Below are 17,335 nucleotides of genomic sequence, written 5' to 3' on the forward strand. Positions count from 1 at the left end.
TCAGCCGGCGGCGGGCGCGGAGCAGGGACCCCAGCCGGCGGCGACCGCGTCGGCCACCGTCGCGTCGTAGTCCTGCGTGTAGGTCCCGGCGCCGGTGCTGTCGAAGTACTGGTGCGCCTCGTAGACGACCGGTCCCAGCGCCGGGTCGACCCACGGCTGCGGGTGGGTGGTCCCGAAGCCGTCGATGCCGGAGTAGTCGTAGCCCCCGACGAGCAGGGGGGTGCTCGGGTCGACCTCGCGCACCGCGCGGGCGGCCGCGACGGAGTCCGCCTCCCAGCCGCGGGCGCCCCCGGGCAGGTCGTGCGGCTCGTTCATGAGCCCGTAGCCGACGACCTCCGGACGGCCCGCCAACGCGCCGGCGAGCCGGCGCCACAGGTCGGCCAGCGCGGCGGCGGGCAGCGCGTCCGAGCCCAGCAGCAGCACCTCCCGGCCGCCGTCGCCGTCACCCCGGGCGTAGCGGCCGTAGCTGTGCAGGTCGAGGACCACCGCGAGGCCGCGGTCGCGGGCCGCGTCGAGGGTCGCGGTGAGGCGGGCGAGCTCGCCGTCGGCCAGCGGCCCGTCGAGCGCGGGCTGCAGCCGCTCCCAGGTCACGCCGAGGCGCACCTGCGTCACCCCGTCGGCGGCCAGGGCGTCGAGCTCGGCGGCGGAGGGGTACTCGTAGTCGGTGCCGGGGACCCCGGGGGCGGTGGAGGAGTAGCTGGCGCCGTCGTCGAGGGAGGCGCCGAACGTGGCGTCCGCCAGCGCGACCCCGCGGGTCACCCCGGGCGCGGCCGGGTGCCCGGCGACGACGGCGGCCTGCGCGCCCGCGACGACCTGCCCGGTGTCGTCGGTGCGGTAGACCGCCATCGGGTAGTCCTCGGGCCACCACTGCGCTGCCGCCCAGGCGAAGACCCCGACCTGGTCGGTGTCGGCCTGCTGGTACCACCGGTCGGCCAGCGCTCCCCACTGGTCGCCCTCGGGCCAGCCGACCTCGCCGACCGTGCCGCTGGCGCCGTGGGTGCGCAGCCAGTCGGAGAACCCGGTCAGCCCGGCGAGGGAGCGGGTGACCAGCGGGTCGGTCGTGCAGGCCGACGACCCCACCGAGCCGCAGCCCACCAGGGCGGACGCGGCCAGCACGAGCGCCACGGCCGCACCGGCCGCGTGGCGCGGCGGTCTCACGGGTGCCCGGCCGGCTCCCGCACCGCCGCCGGCCGTCCCGCACCGCGGTCGACGGTGAGCCGCACCAGGTGGCGTAGGAAGATCCGGCCCTGCTTGAGCTCCGACTTCGAGGTGCCCCGCTCCCGCGCGGCGAAGGTGTACGGCACCTCGACCACCCGGTCCCAGCGGCCGCGGGCCAGCAGCTCGAGCAGGATCTTGTACCCGGTGGGGCGCAGCACGGTGCCGTCGATGACGCTGCGGCGCAGCACGAAGTAGCCGCTCAGCGGGTCGCGCACCCGCCACAGGCCGGGCCGCACCACCCACACCAGGGCGCGGCAGGCCTGCGAGACGGCCAGCCGCCAGGGGCCGTCGAGCCCGGCGGTGGCGTCGGGCGCGGCGCCGGCGCAGTAGCGCGAGCCGACGGAGACGTCGGCCCCGCCGTGGACCACGGCCCCGACGAGGTCGGCGAGCAGCTCCGGGGGGTGCTGCAGGTCGGCGTCCATGACGGCGAGCACGTCCCCCGCCGCCTCGGCGAACCCCGCGGTGACGGCCCCGGAGAGGCCGTCGACGCGCTCCCCCGCCTCGCGGTGCAGCACCCGCACGGGCAGCCCGGCCGCGGCGTGCCGCCGGGCCCGGGCGGGGGTGTCGTCGTCGCTGTCGTCGACGAGCAGCAGCTCCCAGGACAGGGCCGCACCGCCGAGGGCGTCGCTGGTGCGGCGCACCAGCTCGTCGACGTTGTCGGCCTCGTCGCGGGTGGGGACGACGACGGTCACGTCGGGCCGCACGGCGGTCACTTCTGCACCTTCCCGACGACGACCTCGTTCGAGCCCGCGCCCCACGAGGCGACGGGGGTGGCGTTGCGCAGCGCGTCCTGCACGGTGCCCCCGTTCTGCCGGGAGGTGCGCATGATGTCGCTGGCGACGACGTAGTCGATGGCGCGGTAGTCGGGCACGCGGACGTCCACCGCGGAGTCGGCGTCGGGCTTGGTGAACCAGATGAGGTCGTCCTCCGGGTACCCGGCCTCGACGAGGCTGGTCCAGGTCACGTTGTCCACCAGCAGCGTCGCGCCGCGGGGCACCTTCGCCTCGATCCAGGCCGTGGAGTCGAGGTAGGGCCGGTCGAAGCTGGTGTCCATCAGGGACACGTCGCGGTAGTACCAGTCGGGCGCGGCGGCGCGCACCCCGGCGACGACGCCACCGAGCACGGCGAGCAGCACGAGGCCGGGCACGACGGCGTGGGTGAGCGCACCGACGGCCCCCGGGGGCGTGCGGCGCACCCGGGCCAGCAGCCCGGTGACGACCGCGCCGGGCACGGCGGTGACGACGAGCGCGGCCAGCGGGACCACCGCCACCACGTAGGGCACCGGGAGGTAGCCGGGGCGCAGCACGAACAGCAGGGTCAGCAGCAGCGCGGCGGCGACGGGGCGGGCCCGGCGCAGCAGCAGCGCGGGCAGGACCAGCGCCGCGGCCGCCACCAGCAGCCAGGGGTCGATGGACAGCCACCCGGAGACGACGGCGTGCGCGTCGGTGGTCGGGTCGAGCACGCTGCCCGAGCCCTGCCGGCCGGCGAGCTGGAAGTAGACGCCCTCCCACAGGCTGACGTGGTCGGGGCCCGGCAGCAGCTCGCCCTTGGTCAGCGCGAACAGCGGGTACACCAGCGTCGGCAGGGCCAGGCCGAGGCCGAACACCGTCAGGCACATCTTCCGCGTGGGTCCCGGGAAGCTGCGCCACAGCGCCCACAGCACGAACGGCACCATGAGCAGCAGGGTCTCCTTGACCAGCACCGCGCTGGCGGCCAGCACGCCGCTGGCCAGCGCCGCGGAGAGCCGGCGGCCCGGCGAGAGGGCCAGCAGGAACGAGGCCAGCAGCAGCGGCACCGCGATGTTGTCCAGCAGCACCATGCGGTGGTAGGTCAGCGCCAGCGGGGAGAGGCCGAACAGCAGCCCCGCCGCGGCGGCGAACAGCCGCGGGGTGCCGATCCGGCGGGCCAGCAGCACGACGAGGACGACGGAGACGACGTCGAGCACGAGCATGAGCTGGCGGCCCGAGCCGATGAGGTTGGGCGCGCTCCACAGCGTCGCCGGCCCGGCCAGCCACCCGGCCAGCAGCACCCAGCCCAGCGGCGGGTGGTCGTACCAGTACGTGTACGGCGCGAGCCGGCCCTCGGTGACGATGCTGCGCGCCTGCGCGACGTAGGTGCCCTCGTCGTCGAACCGGATGGGGGCGGTGTACATCCCGCGGGCGTGCACGACCCCGACGACGAGGGCGCAGCCGGCGGCGACGAGCACCGTCCAGCCGGGCCAGCTGCGCCAGTCGCGGACGGGACCCGCCGCGCGGGTGGCCCCGGCCCGGCCGGTGGGCTCGTCGAGCGCGCGCGAGCGGGTGCGCGACCCGGGGGCGGCGCGGTGCAGCAGCGGGCTGGGCGCCGCGACGCCGAGGGCGTGCCGGGGCCGGGTGAGGACGTCGGTCATCGGAGGGACTCCACGGGGGTCGGGGGCACCGGCGCGGCGCTGCTGCGGTGGGCGTTGGTGTGCTCGGTCTTCTCCCAGCCGCGTTCGTGGCGCAGCTCGCGGTACACCGCCCGCACCGCCGCGGCGGCGAGCAGCCACTGGTAGGGCAGGGTGCCCAGGACGAGGCGGACGTAGTCGCGCAGCCGCACCCGCACGTCGAAGCTGGTGCCGAACTCGCGCAGCGCGACGACCTCCACCGCGACGGAGGCCACCACCATGAGCAGCGGCACGTAGGCCAGCAGCGTCACCACGACCGGGGTCGACGCGACGAGCACCAGCACCACCGACAACGGGACGAGCAGGCCGGTGCCGGCCTGCAGGAAGGGCGTCAGCAGGGTGTAGCGGGCCAGCAGCCGCTGCCGCCGGGTGGGCAGGCCACGCCACTCGCCCTTGCGCAGCACCTGCAGGAAGCCCTGGTTCCACCGGGTGCGCTGCTTGACCAGGCTGCGGATCGTGCCCGGGGTCTCCTCGCGGGTGGCCAGGGCCGGCTCGTAGGCCACGCTCACCCATGCGCCGAGCGAGCTGAGCCGCACGCCCAGCTCGCAGTCCTCGGCCAGGCACTCGGGGTCCCACCCGCCGACCGCGCGGAGCAGGGCGGTGCGGACGAAGACGGTGTTGCCGCCCAGCGGGATGAAGTCGCGGTCGGCGTGGAAGTGCAGCCGGCTGCGGAACCAGAAGAAGTACTCCATCCAGTTGCGCAGCGACCACCAGCTCGACCCGACGTTCATCAGCTGGACGCCGCCCTGCACCACGTCGGCCTCGTCGTGGTGGAAGGCGGACTCGATGGCCCCGAGCAGGTCCGGCGCGACCTCGTCCTCCGCGTCGAACACCCCGACCACGTCGCCCAGGCAGTGCGGCAGCGCGGTGTTGAGGGCCTTGGGCTTGTTCTTGGGCCAGGAGTGGTCGACGACGACCTGGACGCGGCCGGGGTGGCGGTCGGCCGCGGCGTGGGCCACCGCCGCCGTGCCGGGGTCGTCGTGGCCGACGACGCAGATGATCTGCACCGCGCCGTGCCGCAGCGCGGCCAGGGTGTCGAGGGTGTGGCCGAGGACCTGGTCCTCGTGCCGCGCGGGCACCACCAGCGAGAAGGTCAGCGGCGCGACGTCGCCCCCGGGGCGGGAGAACGACGTGCGCTCCAGTCCCTCCGGGCTGCGCCAGGCGTAGAGCATCCACGTCAGGGTGAGCGCCGCGACGCCGCCCATCAGGACGGAGGTCAGCACCACCAGGGGCACGACGAGCAGGCTCACCGGGGTCCTCCACTCAGGACGGTTCGAGCAGGGGCGGGCGGGGCCGGGGAGGGCCGGGTCGCGGAGCCGGCGGTGAGCAGCAACGCCTCCTGCTGCCCGGCGACGGAGACGGCCACGCGGCCGCCGTCGACGAGCGCGGCGGGCACGCCCTCCCGCAGCAGCAGGGCCACCACGGCGGCGTGGTCGGCGCCGTGGACCAGCAGCCGGACCTCGGTGGCGTCGCGGACCAGGCCGTCGCCGGCGCGCAGCCGGGGCGACCAGTCCGCGGGCAGCTCGGCGCGCGGCAGCCGGACGACGGTGGCGAGATCGCTGGGCACCCGCTGGTCGGTGGCCAGCCGCAGCCGGTGGGACTCCCCGGCCAGCAGCGCGGCCAGCGCGGTGGCGGTGCGCTCCCAGGTGTAGGACGCCGCCCAGTCGCGGGCCGCGGTCTCCATCCGGTCCCGGGTGCCGGGGTCGGCGAGCTCGGCCAGCGCCGCGGTCACCGCGGGGGCCAGCGGCGCCGCGGGGTCGACGAGCCAGCCGGTGACGCCGTCGACGACGGAGTCGCGCACCCCGTCGACGCGGTGGGCCAGCGCGGTGACGCCCAGCCGGTTGGCCTCGAGGATGGACAGCCCCCAGCCCTCCCCCGCGGTGGGGTTGACCGTCAACCAGCTCTCGGCGAGCAGCTGGTCGCGGCGGGCGTCGGTGACGCGGCCGTGGAAGACCACGCGGTCGGCCACCCCGAGCCGGTCGGCCAGGGCCACCAGCGACGCGCGCTCGGGGCCGTCCCCGACGACGTGGAGCACCACGGGGCCCGCGGCGGCGGTGACCTGGGGCAGCGCCTGCACCAGCAGCGCGAGCCGCTTGTGGGGCACCAGCCGGCCCAGGGCCACCAGGGTGGGGGTGGCGGAGCGCCGCCGGGGTGGGCCGCCGGGGCCCTCGAGCCCGCAGGGGGTCAGCGAGATCGGGCCGCGCAGCCGCAGCCGCCGGCGCACCGCGGACCGGGTCGACGGCGAGACCGCGGCCACGGCGCGGCGGCCGTAGACGGCGCGGGCGGCCGGGCCCTCGAGCCAGCGGCCCAGCGCGGCGACGGGGCGGGGGAAGTAGAGCGCGAACTGGTCCTGGTGCACGTGGTGGACCAGCTGCACCACCGGGGTGCGGGCGGGCACCGCGAGCGGGGAGAAGAACGGGATCCCGTTCTGGGAGTCCAGGACCGCGTCGACGTCGCGGCGGTGGCGCAGCAGCCAGGCCAGGACGGCGGGGTACACGCCGAGGCGGCCGCCACGGCGGACCACGGTGTAGCCGTCGGCGTGCTCCTCGCGCCGGGGGGCCCGGCCCGGGCGGGCCGTGACGTAGGTGACGGTGTGCCCGGCGGCCACCAGCTCGCGGGACACCTGGTGGCAGTAGAGCTCGGCCCCACCCGCCTCGGGGTGCACCTCGTCGCGCCAGTTCAGCACCGCGACCCTCACCGGCGCTCCCCCGCCGCCGTCGCGCGCTGGGCCGCCGAGTGGAGCCGTCGCAGCGTCCGCAGCTCGCGCAGCACCTGCGGGCCGTGCTCGAGGGGCCGCAGGGTGGAGCCGCGCTGGTCCGTCCACTCGACGGGCAGCTCGACCACGGGGACGGACCGGCGGTGGGCGGCCGCGAGCAGCTCGACGTCGAAGGTGAACCCCGTCGAGGTCACCCCGGCGAACAGCGCGGCGGCCACCTCGCGCCGGAAGAACTTGAAGCCGCACTGGGTGTCGGCCACGTCGCCGGTCAGCGGCCGGGCCAGCGCCCGGAAGGCCCAGCCGCCGGCGCGGCGCAGCGGGGGCTGGGCCGTGGCGTAGGCCGCCCCGTCGCACCGGCGCGAGCCGATGACCACCGGGGCGCCCGTGGCGAGCAGGGCGACGACGCCGTCGAGGGCGCTCACCGGGGTCGAGAGGTCGGCGTCGCAGAACCCGACCCAGGGGGACGCGGATCCCAGCACGCCGGCCTTGACGGCGGCGCCCTTGCCCCGGGTGCGACACCCGATGAGCCGCACCGGGACGCGCCCGCGCGCGGCGCGCTGCACCACGTCCGCGGTGGCGTCGGCGCTGCCGTTGTCCACCACGACGACGCCCGCGGTGATGGGGAGCCGCGCCAGGTGGTCGGTCAGCGTCACCAGGGTCGACCCGATCCGCGCCTCCTCGTTCAGGGCGGGGATGACGACCTCGAGCTGGGGCGGGACGCCGGGGTCGGGGTCGCCGGCGCCGGGCAGCGTGACGCGGGCACGGTCGGACAGGGGCATGATCGACACGACGGGACCTTCCGGGACGGGCGGGCAGGGCGCTGCAGCGGCCGGGGGGTACCCAGCCAGCGGACGCACCCTTGCGTCCCGTCGACCGCGCGGCTCGAGGCCGCCGTCGCCAACTACGCATTGCAGCGTAGGTACCCGATCGGGTGGATGCAGAAGAGGTTTTGGCTGGTTACCGCACACGCTGCGTAGGTATGTGTCACCCACACGGAGGACAGCAGGTCAGCGTGTCGCACCGCGTGATCGTCGGGGCCGGCGCCGGCCCGCACGGGCGCCCGGGCAGTGACGCACCCCACCCGGGTGGCGGGTGCGAGGGGTCAGCGGCCAGCCGCCGCGCGCAGCAGCCCGACCATCACCGGGTCGTCGAGGACGTCGGCCTCCGTGCGCCAGGACAGGGCCACGAGCCCGTGCTCGCCCACCTGGGCCAGGCTGCGGCGCAGCGCGTCCGGCCCCCCGCCCCCGGTGCCCCCGGCCCCGGTGCCGCCGGTGTTCTCGCCCCCGACGCGGACGCCGAGCGGCGCGGCCAGCTCGGCCACCCGGGCCACGGGGGCGCGCTGCGCGGGGCGCGGGCCCGAGTCGGCGGCGTCGAGCCAGGTGGTCCAGGCGACGCCCCGCGGGCCGACCTCGGCCAGCAGCGGCACCTGGCGCTCCCAGTCGAGGCCCTCGCTGACGGCATCGGTCGCCTCGCCCGGGGTGCTGCCGTCGAGCCGGGCGTCCGCGGCTGCCGCGACCTGCCCGGGGCGCAGCCCCCAGCTGGGCAGCAGCAGGTCCAGCTCCACGTCCGGGAAGCGCGCCGCGACGGTCCCGAGCAGCCAACGGCCGTAGCCGGTGATGCTGTCGAGGTAGTACTCGAGGCTGCGCCGCGCGTCGTCGGGGGTCCCCGTGCCCGGCCGCCACCCCGGCACGGGAGCCCCCGCCTGGGCGGCGGCGCCGTACATCCACAGCGACGTGCGCCCGGGGACGGACGGGGGGTAGCCCAGCTGCCCGCGGTACAGGCCGCCGACGCGGACCGCGGTGAGCGACGACGCCGGGAGCGCAGCGGCCACCCGGTCGAGGTAGCGCTGCTGGGCGTCGCGGACGGCGGGCACGAACACGGCGTCGACCAGCCGCCCGCCGGGGCCCCGGTCGGAGACGGCGCCGTCCTGGTCGGTGAAGCGCTCGGCCCCCGGGAGGTCCAGCACCCAGTCCGGGGGGTACTGCAGGCCCAGGTCGAGCGCGGCGGTGAGGCCCGCGGCTCGCAGCCCGGCCACCCGGTCCGCCACCGCCCCGACGTAGGCGGCGTCGACCTCGCCGGGCCGCGGCTCCCACCGGTCCCAGGCCAGGGAGAGGGTCACCGCGGTGATCCCGGCCGCCCGGGCCTCGCCGTCGCGGGCCGGGTCGGCCTCGAGCACCCCGAGGCGCACCCCGTCGGCGACGCCCGCACCAGGGGCCCCGGACGTGGCCGACGCGGCCGGGCCGGACGGGTCGTCCGCCGTGCGGCCGGCCACGACCACCGCCGCCACGAGCCCGACGACGGCGAGCAGGACGAGGCCGAGCAGCACCCCCCGGCCGGCCGCGGTGCGGGGCGGGCGGTGCTCGGTCGGCGGGCGGTGCTCGGGGTGCGGGCGGTGCTCGGTCACGGACGGCGGAGCAGGCTCAGCCGCGCCCGCACCAGGTCGGCCGACGGGGAGCGCGGCGGCAGCGAGCGCAGGCACGCCTCCCACAGCTCGGCGTCGCCGTGCCCCTGCTCGGTGGCGGTCCACGCCAGCAGCAGCTCGGGGTCCGGCTCGCGCAGCAGCGATCCCCGCACCTCGGCGGCCAGCTCGGCGCGGAGCGCGACCACCGCCGGGGCGTGCGAGCGGGGCAGCACCGCACCGGGCAGCCGGCGCAGCGCGCCCGCCCGGTCGCCCGCGGCCAGCAGCGCCCGCACCTCGTCGACGTCGGTCCGCAGCGGCACGAGCAGCCGGTAGGGCCGGGACTCGAGCAGGGTCGGGCCGACCGCCCGGCGCAGCCGGGACACCTCGGCTCGGACGGTGACGGTGTCGAGCTCGCGGTCGTCGAGCAGCACGCCGAGCTCGTCGGCGGTGAGGCCGTCGGGGTGCTGGGCGAGCAGCAGCAGGATCTCGGCGTGGCGCAGGGACAGCGGGGTGCTGGCGGGGCCGCGCCGCAGCGTCGGCCGGCTGCGGCCCAGCACCGTGAGCAGGGCCGTCGGGGGCCGGGAGCGCTTGCGGCCCCGCATCCGGTGCAGCCGCAGCTCGGCCTCCATCGCCGCGGCGGTCGCGCGGACCAGGGTGAGCACGTGCGGTGCGGCCACCTGGTCGCCCCCGGTCAGGTCGACGGCACCGAGCAGGTCCCCGGTGTCGGGGTCGTGCACCGGGGCGGCCGCGCAGCTCCACGGCTGCACCGGCAGGCCGAAGTGCTCGGTGCCGAAGATCTGCACGCTGTGGTCGAGCTCGAGGGCGGTGCCCGGGGCGTTGGTCCCGGCGGAGCGCTCGGACCAGTCCGCGCCCTCGACGAACCGCATGCCCTGGGCTCGCTCGCGCAGGTCGGGGTCGCCGACCACCCACATCATCCGGCCCGTGGCGTCGGTGATGGCCACGACCAGGCCGGAGTCGCCGTCGTCGGCCACCCCGTCGACGAGCAGCCGCTGCACCACCGGGAGCACGGCGGCCAGCGGGTGGGCGCGGCGGTGGGCGTCGAGCTCCTCGGCGTCCATCACCCGGCTCGTGCCTCCCGGGCGCTCGGGGTCGACCCCGCCGGCGCGGCTGCGGACCCACGACTGCGCGACCACGGGCCGGACGTCGGGGGAGGTGGAGCCGGGCAGGCCGGAGGACGGCCAGGCGCTGAGGAAGTGCTCGTGCGCGCGGCGCACCCGCCGGGAGACCGCGAGCGGGCTGTCCCCGGCGCGCAGCGCGACCCACGGGCTGCTCACGCGGGTCCCACGGTCGACGTGGGGGCACCGGTCCGCTCCATCGCGACCCCCTCCCCTGCTCCCGGCCGAGACTACGCGGGTGTGGTCCGCGCCACTGGCACTCGGGCCCGGCGGAGTGCCAGTGGCGCGGGGCGCCGCTAGAAGTTCAGCCGCCGCAGCACGTCGGGGTCGGCGACCGGCACCTCGAACACCGGCCCGGCCCCGTCCGGGTCGACCACCGTGGCTCCCCCGGAGGCCAGGAACAGCGACATCTGGGTCTGGCCGAGCACGTCGCCGGGCACGAAGCTCGGGTCGAGCAGGAAGCCGTGCGGGTTGCGTCCGGCGCTCGCGGTGAGGTCGTTGCGGTACAGGGTGGTGCGGTCGAGCAGGCCGCCGGCGCGCACCAGCGTGCCCGCGGTCGGGTTCGGCACGGTCATGTCCCCAAAGGCCGACTGCACCAGGGTGCGGTCGTGCGGGGCCAGCGGCGCGAACGTCTCCGGGCTGCCCGGCCGGTTCAGCCAGGTCCCGTCGGCCAGGAACTGCTGGATCTCCAGCGCCCCCGGGGCGGGGTCGGTGACCGGCGCCTCGCCCGCGAGCGGCATCGACTCGGTGAACCCCGCGACGCCGCCGTTCAGCAGGGAGGGCTGGGCGCCGGCGAGGGACTGGGTGACCAGCAGCCGGAACGACGGGGAGAGCCGCGCGATCTCGCTGATGGGCCCGCCGGGGACGTTGAGCCCGAAGGCCGCGACGGAGCGGTCGACGCCGGCGAGCATGGTGCCGTAGATCCCGCCGAAGCTCTGTCCGTAGTAGACGGTGCCGGTGGTGCGCAGCGGCACCCCGGCCAGGGTCGGGGTCCGGCCGACCGCGCGGACCAGGGTGGCGACGTCGGCCACCGTCTGGCGCAGCCCGTCGCGGTTGTTCACCTGCGCGACCGGGGAGGGCTGGGGCAGCGTGGCCACGCCCTCGGTGGAGTCGATGGTGCCGTTGCCGTCGCGGTCGACGCCCCGGGCGTGGGCGTCGAGCACCGTGGTCGCGGCGCCGGGGGTGCCCGTGCCGGTGGTCACCTCCCAGGTGCTGCGCGGGCCGTAGCCGTGCCCGACGACGTCGGTGGCGATCGTGGCCAGGCCGCGGGTGGCGTTCTGCTGCGCGGCGAGGAACAGGTCGGCGTCGGAGCGGGTGAAGCCGTGGCCGAACACCGCGACGGGCCAGCCCCCGGCCGGCGCCGGCCCGGCGGGCAGGATGGCGACGAACGGCAGCCGGGCGCGCCCGGTCACCACCGGCCCGGGGTCGCGCGTCGGGGTCTGCGGGATGACGCCGTCCGCGTCGAGCCACGACGGGGCGTCGTAGGAGCCGAAGACGTAGGTGCCCGCCCCCGCCGCGGACGCGTTCGGCACCGGGTCGGTCCGCAGCGACGAGCCGAGGTCGCTGGTGTAGCGCAACGTGGTGCCCGCGGCGGGGAACGACCCCTCGACGGTCAGCCCGGCCGGGGCGATCCCCGCCGCGGCGAGCGCGGAGCCGTCGTCGAGCTGGCGGACCATGTCGGTGAGGCCGTCGGTGGCCGACATCGTGGTGAACAGGCTGAAGCCCAGACCGGCCGGACGCCCGCCGGCCCCGGTCCCGCCGAGCCCGGAGAGCAGGACGTAGGTGGTGCCGGGCCGCAGCTGGGAGACGGGGTGGGCGTAGACGGTGTAGGTGGCGGCGTCGTAGACCACCCGCTCGAGGCCGATCCGCGGCCCGCCCAGGCTGAACAGGGACGACCCCGCGGCCACGGCGGCCGGGTCGACGGGGCGGTCGAAGCGCAGCGCGACCCGGGGGTCGAGGTCGAAGCCGTCGAGCTGGTCGAGCAGCCGCACCGTGCTGCAGTCCGTCGGCCGGGTGGTGCAGTCGGGCAGCGGCAGGTCGACCCGCCGCCCGGTGCGCTGCGCCGGGTCGCGCACGGTGAGGCTGTTCGACGGGAAGACCGAGACCGCCCGCGCCACCCCGGTCGGGCTCGGGGGTGGTGCGGCCGTGGCGCTCGCCCCGCCGACGGCCAGCGCCGTGGCGACGGTGGTGAGCAGGACCGCGAACCGGGTGGCAGTGCGCACGGGGACCTCTTCCCTCGACGAGGCGCCCACTGTGGCACGGCTGTGAGCCCGGTCACGAACGAGGGCTCAGCCCAGCAGCTCGGCCAGCGCGGCGGGGGCCTGCGACGCCCCCTCGACGGCCGCCCACCGCGCGCCCGCGGCCAGCGCGAGGGCCTCGGCGGCGTCGGGGTCGTCGGCCGGGGCCAGCACCACCAGCTCCGGCAGGCCCGCGGCCGCGGGCACCGGGTCGACCTCGTCGGTGGCCCGGCAGTCCGACAGCAGAACCACGACGCGCCGCTCCGCGCGGCTGGCGGCGAGCTGGGTGGCGGCGGCACCGAGCGCGGTCGCCAGGGCCGTCACCCCGTGCCCGCGCAGCCCCAGCACCGCGTCGACCACCTCGCCGCCGGGGCGCTGGGACACCATGGGGCGCAGCACCTCCACCTCGCGGGAGAACGCCAGCACGGCGTGCTCCCCCGGCGCGCGCCAGGCGCAGGCGGCGGCGGTCAGCGCGGCGGCGGCCAGGCGCGCCCCGCCCATCGAGCCGGACCGGTCGACGAGCAGGCACACCGCCAGCTCGGGGCGGCCCCACTGCCGGGCGCGCAGGTCCTCCAGGTCGGGGGCCACCCCGGCGGCGCGGGCGGCCACGACGGCGTCCATCGAGCCGTCGAGGTCGAGGTCGCCCCCGCGGTCGGCCCGCACCGTGCGCATCCGGGACACGCCCCGGGCGCGGGGCACCGAGGTGCGGGTGCGGTCGAGCGCGATGCGGGCGGCGAGCCGGCGGGCCAGGGCGCGCAGCCGCTCGTCGGTGGCGCGGCCCATGTCGGCGAGCATCGCCAGCGCGGCGTCCGGGTCGTCGCCGAGCAGGGCGTCGAAGGCGTCCTCGTCGAGCTCGCCGACCTCCGGGGAGACCTCGGCGAAGCGGGGGTTGCGCTGCAGCTCGGAGCGCGGCGTGCTGCGCTGCTGCGGGCCCTGGCGCCGGCGCCGGTCCTCGGGGTGGCCCGCCTCGGGCGGCGGGCTCACGCTCCCCCCGGCGCACCACCGTCCCCGCCGTCACCGTCGGCGTCCCCGGCCGCGTCGTCGGTCGGCTCGGCGCCGAACACGGCCTCGTAGAGCTCGCGCACCACGGCCTCCGGGTCGCGCGGGCTCGACTCCTGCATGCGCACCCGGCCGGACAGCGCGACCAGGGCCGCGTCGAGCCCGGTGCGCCAGGTGATCCCGGTGCCGCGCCGGGTGCCCAGCGCGTCGGCCAGCCGGACCAGGTCGATCGCGCCGCGCACCGAGGAGCCCACCCGGACGTCGGCGTGCTCCCGGGTGCGTCGCACCAGGTCGACCACCTGGGCCCGCCACGCCGCGGGCACGTCCGCGGAGCGCAGCGCGACCACGGCGGCCTCGTCCGCGGCGCTCTGGTAGCCCATCCGGATGCGGCAGCACCGGTCGTAGACCGCGGCGGAGATGCGGGCGGTGCCGACGGCGTCGTAGGGGTTCATGGCCGCGACGAGGCGGAAGCCCGGGGCGGCGGCGACGCGGCCGAGCCGCGGCACGTGCAGCTCGGCCTCGCTCATCACCGTGATGAGGACGTTGAGCGTCTCCTCGGGGACGCGGTTGACCTCCTCGACGTAGAGCAGCGCCCCCGCCCGCAGCGCCTCGACGAGCGGGCCGTCGACGAACACGTCGGGGGTGTAGCCCTCCGCGAGCACCTGGGCCGGGTCGAAGTGGCCCACGAGCCGGCCCGGGGTCAGCTCGGCGTTGCCCTCCACGAACACGAACGGGGTCTCGGCGTCGGTGGCCACCGAGCGCAGCACGGTCGTCTTGCCCGTGCCCGGCGGTCCCTCGAGCAGCACGTGGGCGCCGCAGTCGAGCGCGGCGACGAGCAGCTCGACCTCGTGGGAGCGACCGACGACCTGCACGGGCGGTGACGCTACGGGGGTGCCCGGGCGTCCCGCGCGGCGGCTGGGGATCCCCCACCCGACGGGGTAGACCCGGGTGCGACGGCTGGGCACCGGCCGCGACCCCACCAGCTGAGGAGCACCCCGTGACCGACGGCCAGGACGGCACCCTCGACGGCACCACCGGCACGCTGCGCACCCGCACGTGGCGCGGCCCCTCCCCCCGGTGGGTGGCGGTGCTGGTCCACGGCTACGGCGAGCACGTCGGCCGCTACGAGCACGTCGCCGACGTGCTGGTGCGCGCCGGGGCGGTCGTCCACGGCCTCGACCACGTCGGGCACGGCCGCAGCAGCGGCGAGCGGGTCGTCGTCGCCGACTACGAGGACGTGGTGACCGACGTGCACGCCCTCGTCGCCCGGGCCCGCGAGGAGGACCCGGGCCTGCCGGTGGTGCTCCTGGGCCACTCGATGGGCGGGATGATCGGGGCGCGGTACGCGCAGCGCCACGGTGAGGACCTCGCCGCGCTCGTGCTGTCGGGGCCGGTGCTGGGCCGGTGGGCGGTGGTCGACGAGCTGGTCGACGCCGAGACGATCCCGGACGAGCCGCTGGACCCCAGCACGCTCTCCCGCGACCCGGCCGTGGGGCGGGCGTACGAGGCGGACGACCTGGTGTGGCACGGGCCGTTCCGGCGGACCACGCTGCGGGCGCTGCAGGCCGCGCTCGCCACCATCGCCGACGGCCCCGGCCTCGGCGAGCTGCCCACGCTGTGGGTGCACGGCGAGGACGACCAGCTGGTGCCGATCGAGGACACCCGGGCCGGGCTGGACCGGCTGCGCGGGCCCGCCACCGAGCAGGTCCTCTACCCGGGCGCGCGCCACGAGGTGCTCAACGAGACCAACCGTGACGAGGTGCTCGGCGACGTGCTGGCCTTCGTCGACCGGGTGCTCGACGCCCGGCGGTAGTCCGGCGCTGCGTGCCCCGGCGCACCATCTCCTGCGGCTGGTCACCAGGACACCAGCGCCGCCGTCCCGGCTCCGGACCACCACCAGGTCCTGGTGATCACCGGCCGGGCGGTGGGGTTCGTCGCGCGTCCGGGAGCGGCTCAGCGACGGCGGCGCTGCACGGTGGGGCGCAGCGCGGCCGGGCTGCGGGCCCGCCACGCCCCCCACCAGACCCCGGTGCCGTACGCGAGGTCGTCGGCCCGCTTGGCCAGCACGTGGCGCACCGGGTCGAGCTCGAGGCGGCCGGGCTCGCGGTGGGTGGCCCAGTCGAGCAGGCCCTCGGCCACCGCCAGCACGGCCAGGGTGCGCCGGGCCCGGGGGGAGAGCACCGCCGCCACGGCCGAGAGCGGCCACCACGGCCGCAGCGCCGCCGAGGCCAGCTGCACCACCGCCCCCTGCAGGCCCTGGGGTCCCAGGGTGGCCGCGGCCCGGTAGGGGTGCTCCAGGCCGGTGAGCGAGCGGGCCAGGCGCACGGCCGCCACCACGGTGACGGCGCCCGCGGCCCCGACCCCGGGGCGGGTGGCGGTGAGCAGGGCGGGGGCGGCCACCGCCGTCCACGGGGCCAGCACCACCGGCGCGACCCGGCCCTCGTGGCGCCCGGCGAGCGGCGCCGCGCCCGTGCCGTAGAACCACTTGCGGCCCAGCCACGCCCGCGCCCGGGTGCGGTGGGCGTGGGCGACGCGGGCCGCGGGCTCGTAGCGCAGCCGCCGGCCCTCCGCGTGCAGCCGCCAGCACAGGTCGACGTCCTCGGCCACCGGCATCGTCTCGTCGAACGGGCTCGCCCCCACCGCGTCCCGGCGCACCAGCAGCGCCGCCGACGGGACGTAGGCCACCCGGCTCAGCGGCACGACCGGGGCAGCGCGCGGGCCGAGGTCGAGCGAGGACCGGGCCGACTCGTAGCGCGCCAGCCAGCCGCGGCCGAGCTCGTGGGCGACGACGCGGGGGGCGACGAGGGCGAGCGCCGGGTCCGCGCCGTGGGCCAGCAGGAGCTCGAGCCAGCCCGGCCGGGGCACCACGTCGGAGTCGAGGAACGCGACCCACTCGGTGTCGGCCGCGACCGTGCCGGTGTTGCGGGCCGCGGCCGGGCCCCGGGACCGGTCGTGGCGCAGCACGGTGGTCGGGAGGTCGTGCGGGGGCAGGGCCAGCGGGGGCGTCGAGCCGTCGTCGACGACGACCACCCGGGCCACCCCGCTGCCCGCCAGCGCGTCGAGCAGCCGTCCGACGCCGGTGGGGTTGTCGCGCACCGGGACCACCACGGTGACCCGGTCGGGCGTCGGGCTGGGGGCGGTGCCGGCGACGGGGTGTGCGACGCCCGCGTCGAGCAGGGTGCGGGCCAGGCCGGCGGTCCGGGCGTCGGTGACGCGCAGCGGCGCCGCGGTGAGCAGGGCCCGGGCGGCGGGGGCGAGCCGCAGCAGCCGGGGCGGGGACCCGCCGAGCAGGGCCGCGCCCCCGTCGAGGCGGCGGGTGGTGGGGTCGAGCGCGACCGCGAACCCGTCGGGCAGGCGCGGCGTCACCCGAGCACCCCGTGCTCGCTGACGGTCCAGCGCCCCAGCGCGTCCCGGCCGCGGTCGACCAGGTCGGCCAGCAGCCGGGCGCCCTCCTGGGCCGATGCGCCGGCCGGGTCGCCGAGCACCCCGTTGGGGCTGACCGCAGCCACGCCGCCCGCGCGCAGCAGCGGCATGAGCTCCGCGGTGGGTCGGGTGTCCCCCGCCGCGGCGCGCCCCAGGTCCACGGCGGCGGGGTCGAGGTGCAGCAGCAGCGAGGTCTCGGTGCGCCCGGCGTGGGCGTCGGCGGGGTGCTCGGGGGTGCGGGGCACCGCGCACGGCCACCACGCGGCGTCGCGGCCCTCCTCGCGCAGCTGCGGCACCGCCCGGACCAGGGCGGGACCGTTGCCGCCGTGGCCGTTGACGAGCAGCAGCCGCGGCGCCCACCGTCCCGCCGAGCGGCCGAGCTCGAGGAGGACCCGGGCGAGGACGTCGGTGCCGATGCTGACGGTGCCGGGGAAGTGCTCGTGCTCCCCGCTCGCGCCGTAGGCGACCGGGGCCCCGAGCAGCGCGCCGGGGGTGGTCTCGACCAGGCGGGCGGCGACCGCGGCGGCGACGCGGGTGTCGGTGTCGAGCGGCAGGTGCGGGCCGTGCTGCTCGGTCGAGCCCACGGGGACGACGAGCACGGCACCGTCGGGCACGTCGGGCCAGCGCAGCCCCGCGAGTGCGGTCACCCCGCGCACGCTAACCCCCTCCGCCGACCGCACACTGCGGGCGATCGGCCACCGCTGCCGCGTCCGTCGAGCCACACCGCGGGCAGTGTGCGCTCCCGGGACCCCGCATGTAGCGGGCTACCTGCGGATGCCG

Annotated in this window: 14 protein-coding genes; 1 reads left to right on the forward strand and 13 read right to left on the reverse strand. The window is 77.7% G+C overall.

Features of this window, described 5'->3' with window-relative positions:
* From ACYVOF_RS15970 to ACYVOF_RS16020, 11 genes are all read right to left on the reverse strand, one after another.
* Window positions 1-1,158: a glycoside hydrolase family 5 protein gene (locus tag ACYVOF_RS15970; RefSeq protein WP_460868174.1), complete on the reverse strand. Its 1,158-nt coding sequence runs from the start codon at window positions 1,156-1,158 to the stop codon at window positions 1-3.
* Entirely contained in the window at window positions 1,155-1,931 is a 777-nt protein-coding gene (locus ACYVOF_RS15975) for a glycosyltransferase (RefSeq protein ID WP_460868176.1), read from the reverse strand. Before ACYVOF_RS15975 ends, ACYVOF_RS15970 begins: the two co-directional genes overlap by 4 nt.
* Window positions 1,928-3,607, reverse strand: coding sequence for a hypothetical protein (locus tag ACYVOF_RS15980; RefSeq protein ID WP_460868178.1), 1,680 nt, complete (start codon window positions 3,605-3,607; stop codon window positions 1,928-1,930). Before ACYVOF_RS15980 ends, ACYVOF_RS15975 begins: the two co-directional genes overlap by 4 nt.
* The gene (locus ACYVOF_RS15985; RefSeq protein WP_460868180.1) at window positions 3,604-4,893 is read right to left on the reverse strand and encodes a glycosyltransferase; all 1,290 of its coding nucleotides are present in this window, start codon (window positions 4,891-4,893) and stop codon (window positions 3,604-3,606) included. The genes ACYVOF_RS15980 and ACYVOF_RS15985 overlap by 4 nt, the downstream gene beginning before the upstream one ends.
* Window positions 4,890-6,341, reverse strand: coding sequence for a glycosyltransferase family 4 protein (locus tag ACYVOF_RS15990; protein WP_460868182.1), 1,452 nt, complete (start codon window positions 6,339-6,341; stop codon window positions 4,890-4,892). The genes ACYVOF_RS15985 and ACYVOF_RS15990 overlap by 4 nt, the downstream gene beginning before the upstream one ends.
* Window positions 6,338-7,138, reverse strand: a complete 801-nt coding sequence (locus tag ACYVOF_RS15995; protein ID WP_460868476.1) for a glycosyltransferase — start codon at window positions 7,136-7,138, stop codon at window positions 6,338-6,340. The genes ACYVOF_RS15990 and ACYVOF_RS15995 overlap by 4 nt, the downstream gene beginning before the upstream one ends.
* 323 nt (window positions 7,139-7,461) lie before the next feature.
* Window positions 7,462-8,763: a hypothetical protein gene (locus ACYVOF_RS16000; RefSeq protein WP_460868183.1), complete on the reverse strand. Its 1,302-nt coding sequence runs from the start codon at window positions 8,761-8,763 to the stop codon at window positions 7,462-7,464.
* On the reverse strand, window positions 8,760-10,055 hold the full coding sequence (locus ACYVOF_RS16005; RefSeq protein ID WP_460868185.1) for a GAF domain-containing protein: 1,296 nt from the start codon (window positions 10,053-10,055) through the stop codon (window positions 8,760-8,762). Before ACYVOF_RS16005 ends, ACYVOF_RS16000 begins: the two co-directional genes overlap by 4 nt.
* A gap of 137 nt (window positions 10,056-10,192) precedes the next feature.
* Complete coding sequence (locus ACYVOF_RS16010) at window positions 10,193-12,118, reverse strand: hypothetical protein (RefSeq protein WP_460868187.1); 1,926 nt, start codon at window positions 12,116-12,118, stop codon at window positions 10,193-10,195.
* 66 nt (window positions 12,119-12,184) lie between these two features.
* Window positions 12,185-13,117 carry a VWA domain-containing protein gene (locus tag ACYVOF_RS16015; protein WP_460868189.1) on the reverse strand — a complete coding sequence of 311 codons (933 nt, stop codon included), beginning with the start codon at window positions 13,115-13,117 and terminating at the stop codon, window positions 12,185-12,187.
* On the reverse strand, window positions 13,114-14,004 hold the full coding sequence (locus ACYVOF_RS16020) for an AAA family ATPase (RefSeq protein ID WP_460868190.1): 891 nt from the start codon (window positions 14,002-14,004) through the stop codon (window positions 13,114-13,116). The genes ACYVOF_RS16015 and ACYVOF_RS16020 overlap by 4 nt, the downstream gene beginning before the upstream one ends.
* A gap of 125 nt (window positions 14,005-14,129) precedes the next feature.
* Between ACYVOF_RS16020 and ACYVOF_RS16025 the strand changes: the two genes are divergently transcribed.
* The gene (locus ACYVOF_RS16025) at window positions 14,130-14,945 is read left to right on the forward strand and encodes a lysophospholipase (RefSeq protein WP_460868191.1); all 816 of its coding nucleotides are present in this window, start codon (window positions 14,130-14,132) and stop codon (window positions 14,943-14,945) included.
* Between the two features lie 140 nt (window positions 14,946-15,085).
* Here the strand turns inward: ACYVOF_RS16025 and mftF are convergent, their stop codons facing one another.
* Entirely contained in the window at window positions 15,086-16,498 is a 1,413-nt protein-coding gene (gene mftF / locus ACYVOF_RS16030) for a mycofactocin biosynthesis glycosyltransferase MftF (RefSeq protein ID WP_460868193.1), read from the reverse strand.
* Complete coding sequence (mftE, locus tag ACYVOF_RS16035; RefSeq protein ID WP_460868195.1) at window positions 16,495-17,211, reverse strand: mycofactocin biosynthesis peptidyl-dipeptidase MftE; 717 nt, start codon at window positions 17,209-17,211, stop codon at window positions 16,495-16,497. Before mftE ends, mftF begins: the two co-directional genes overlap by 4 nt.
* Between the last annotated feature and the right edge of the window lie 124 nt (window positions 17,212-17,335).

Source organism: Rhodococcus aerolatus (genome assembly GCF_054783215.1).

Coding starts and splice junctions, on each gene's coding strand:
- ACYVOF_RS15980 (WP_460868178.1), bottom strand. CDS start 3,607: ATGACCGACGTCCTCACCCGGCCCCGGCACGCCCTCGGCGTCGCGGCG.
- ACYVOF_RS15995 (WP_460868476.1), bottom strand. CDS start 7,138: ATGCCCCTGTCCGACCGTGCCCGCGTCACGCTGCCCGGCGCCGGCGAC.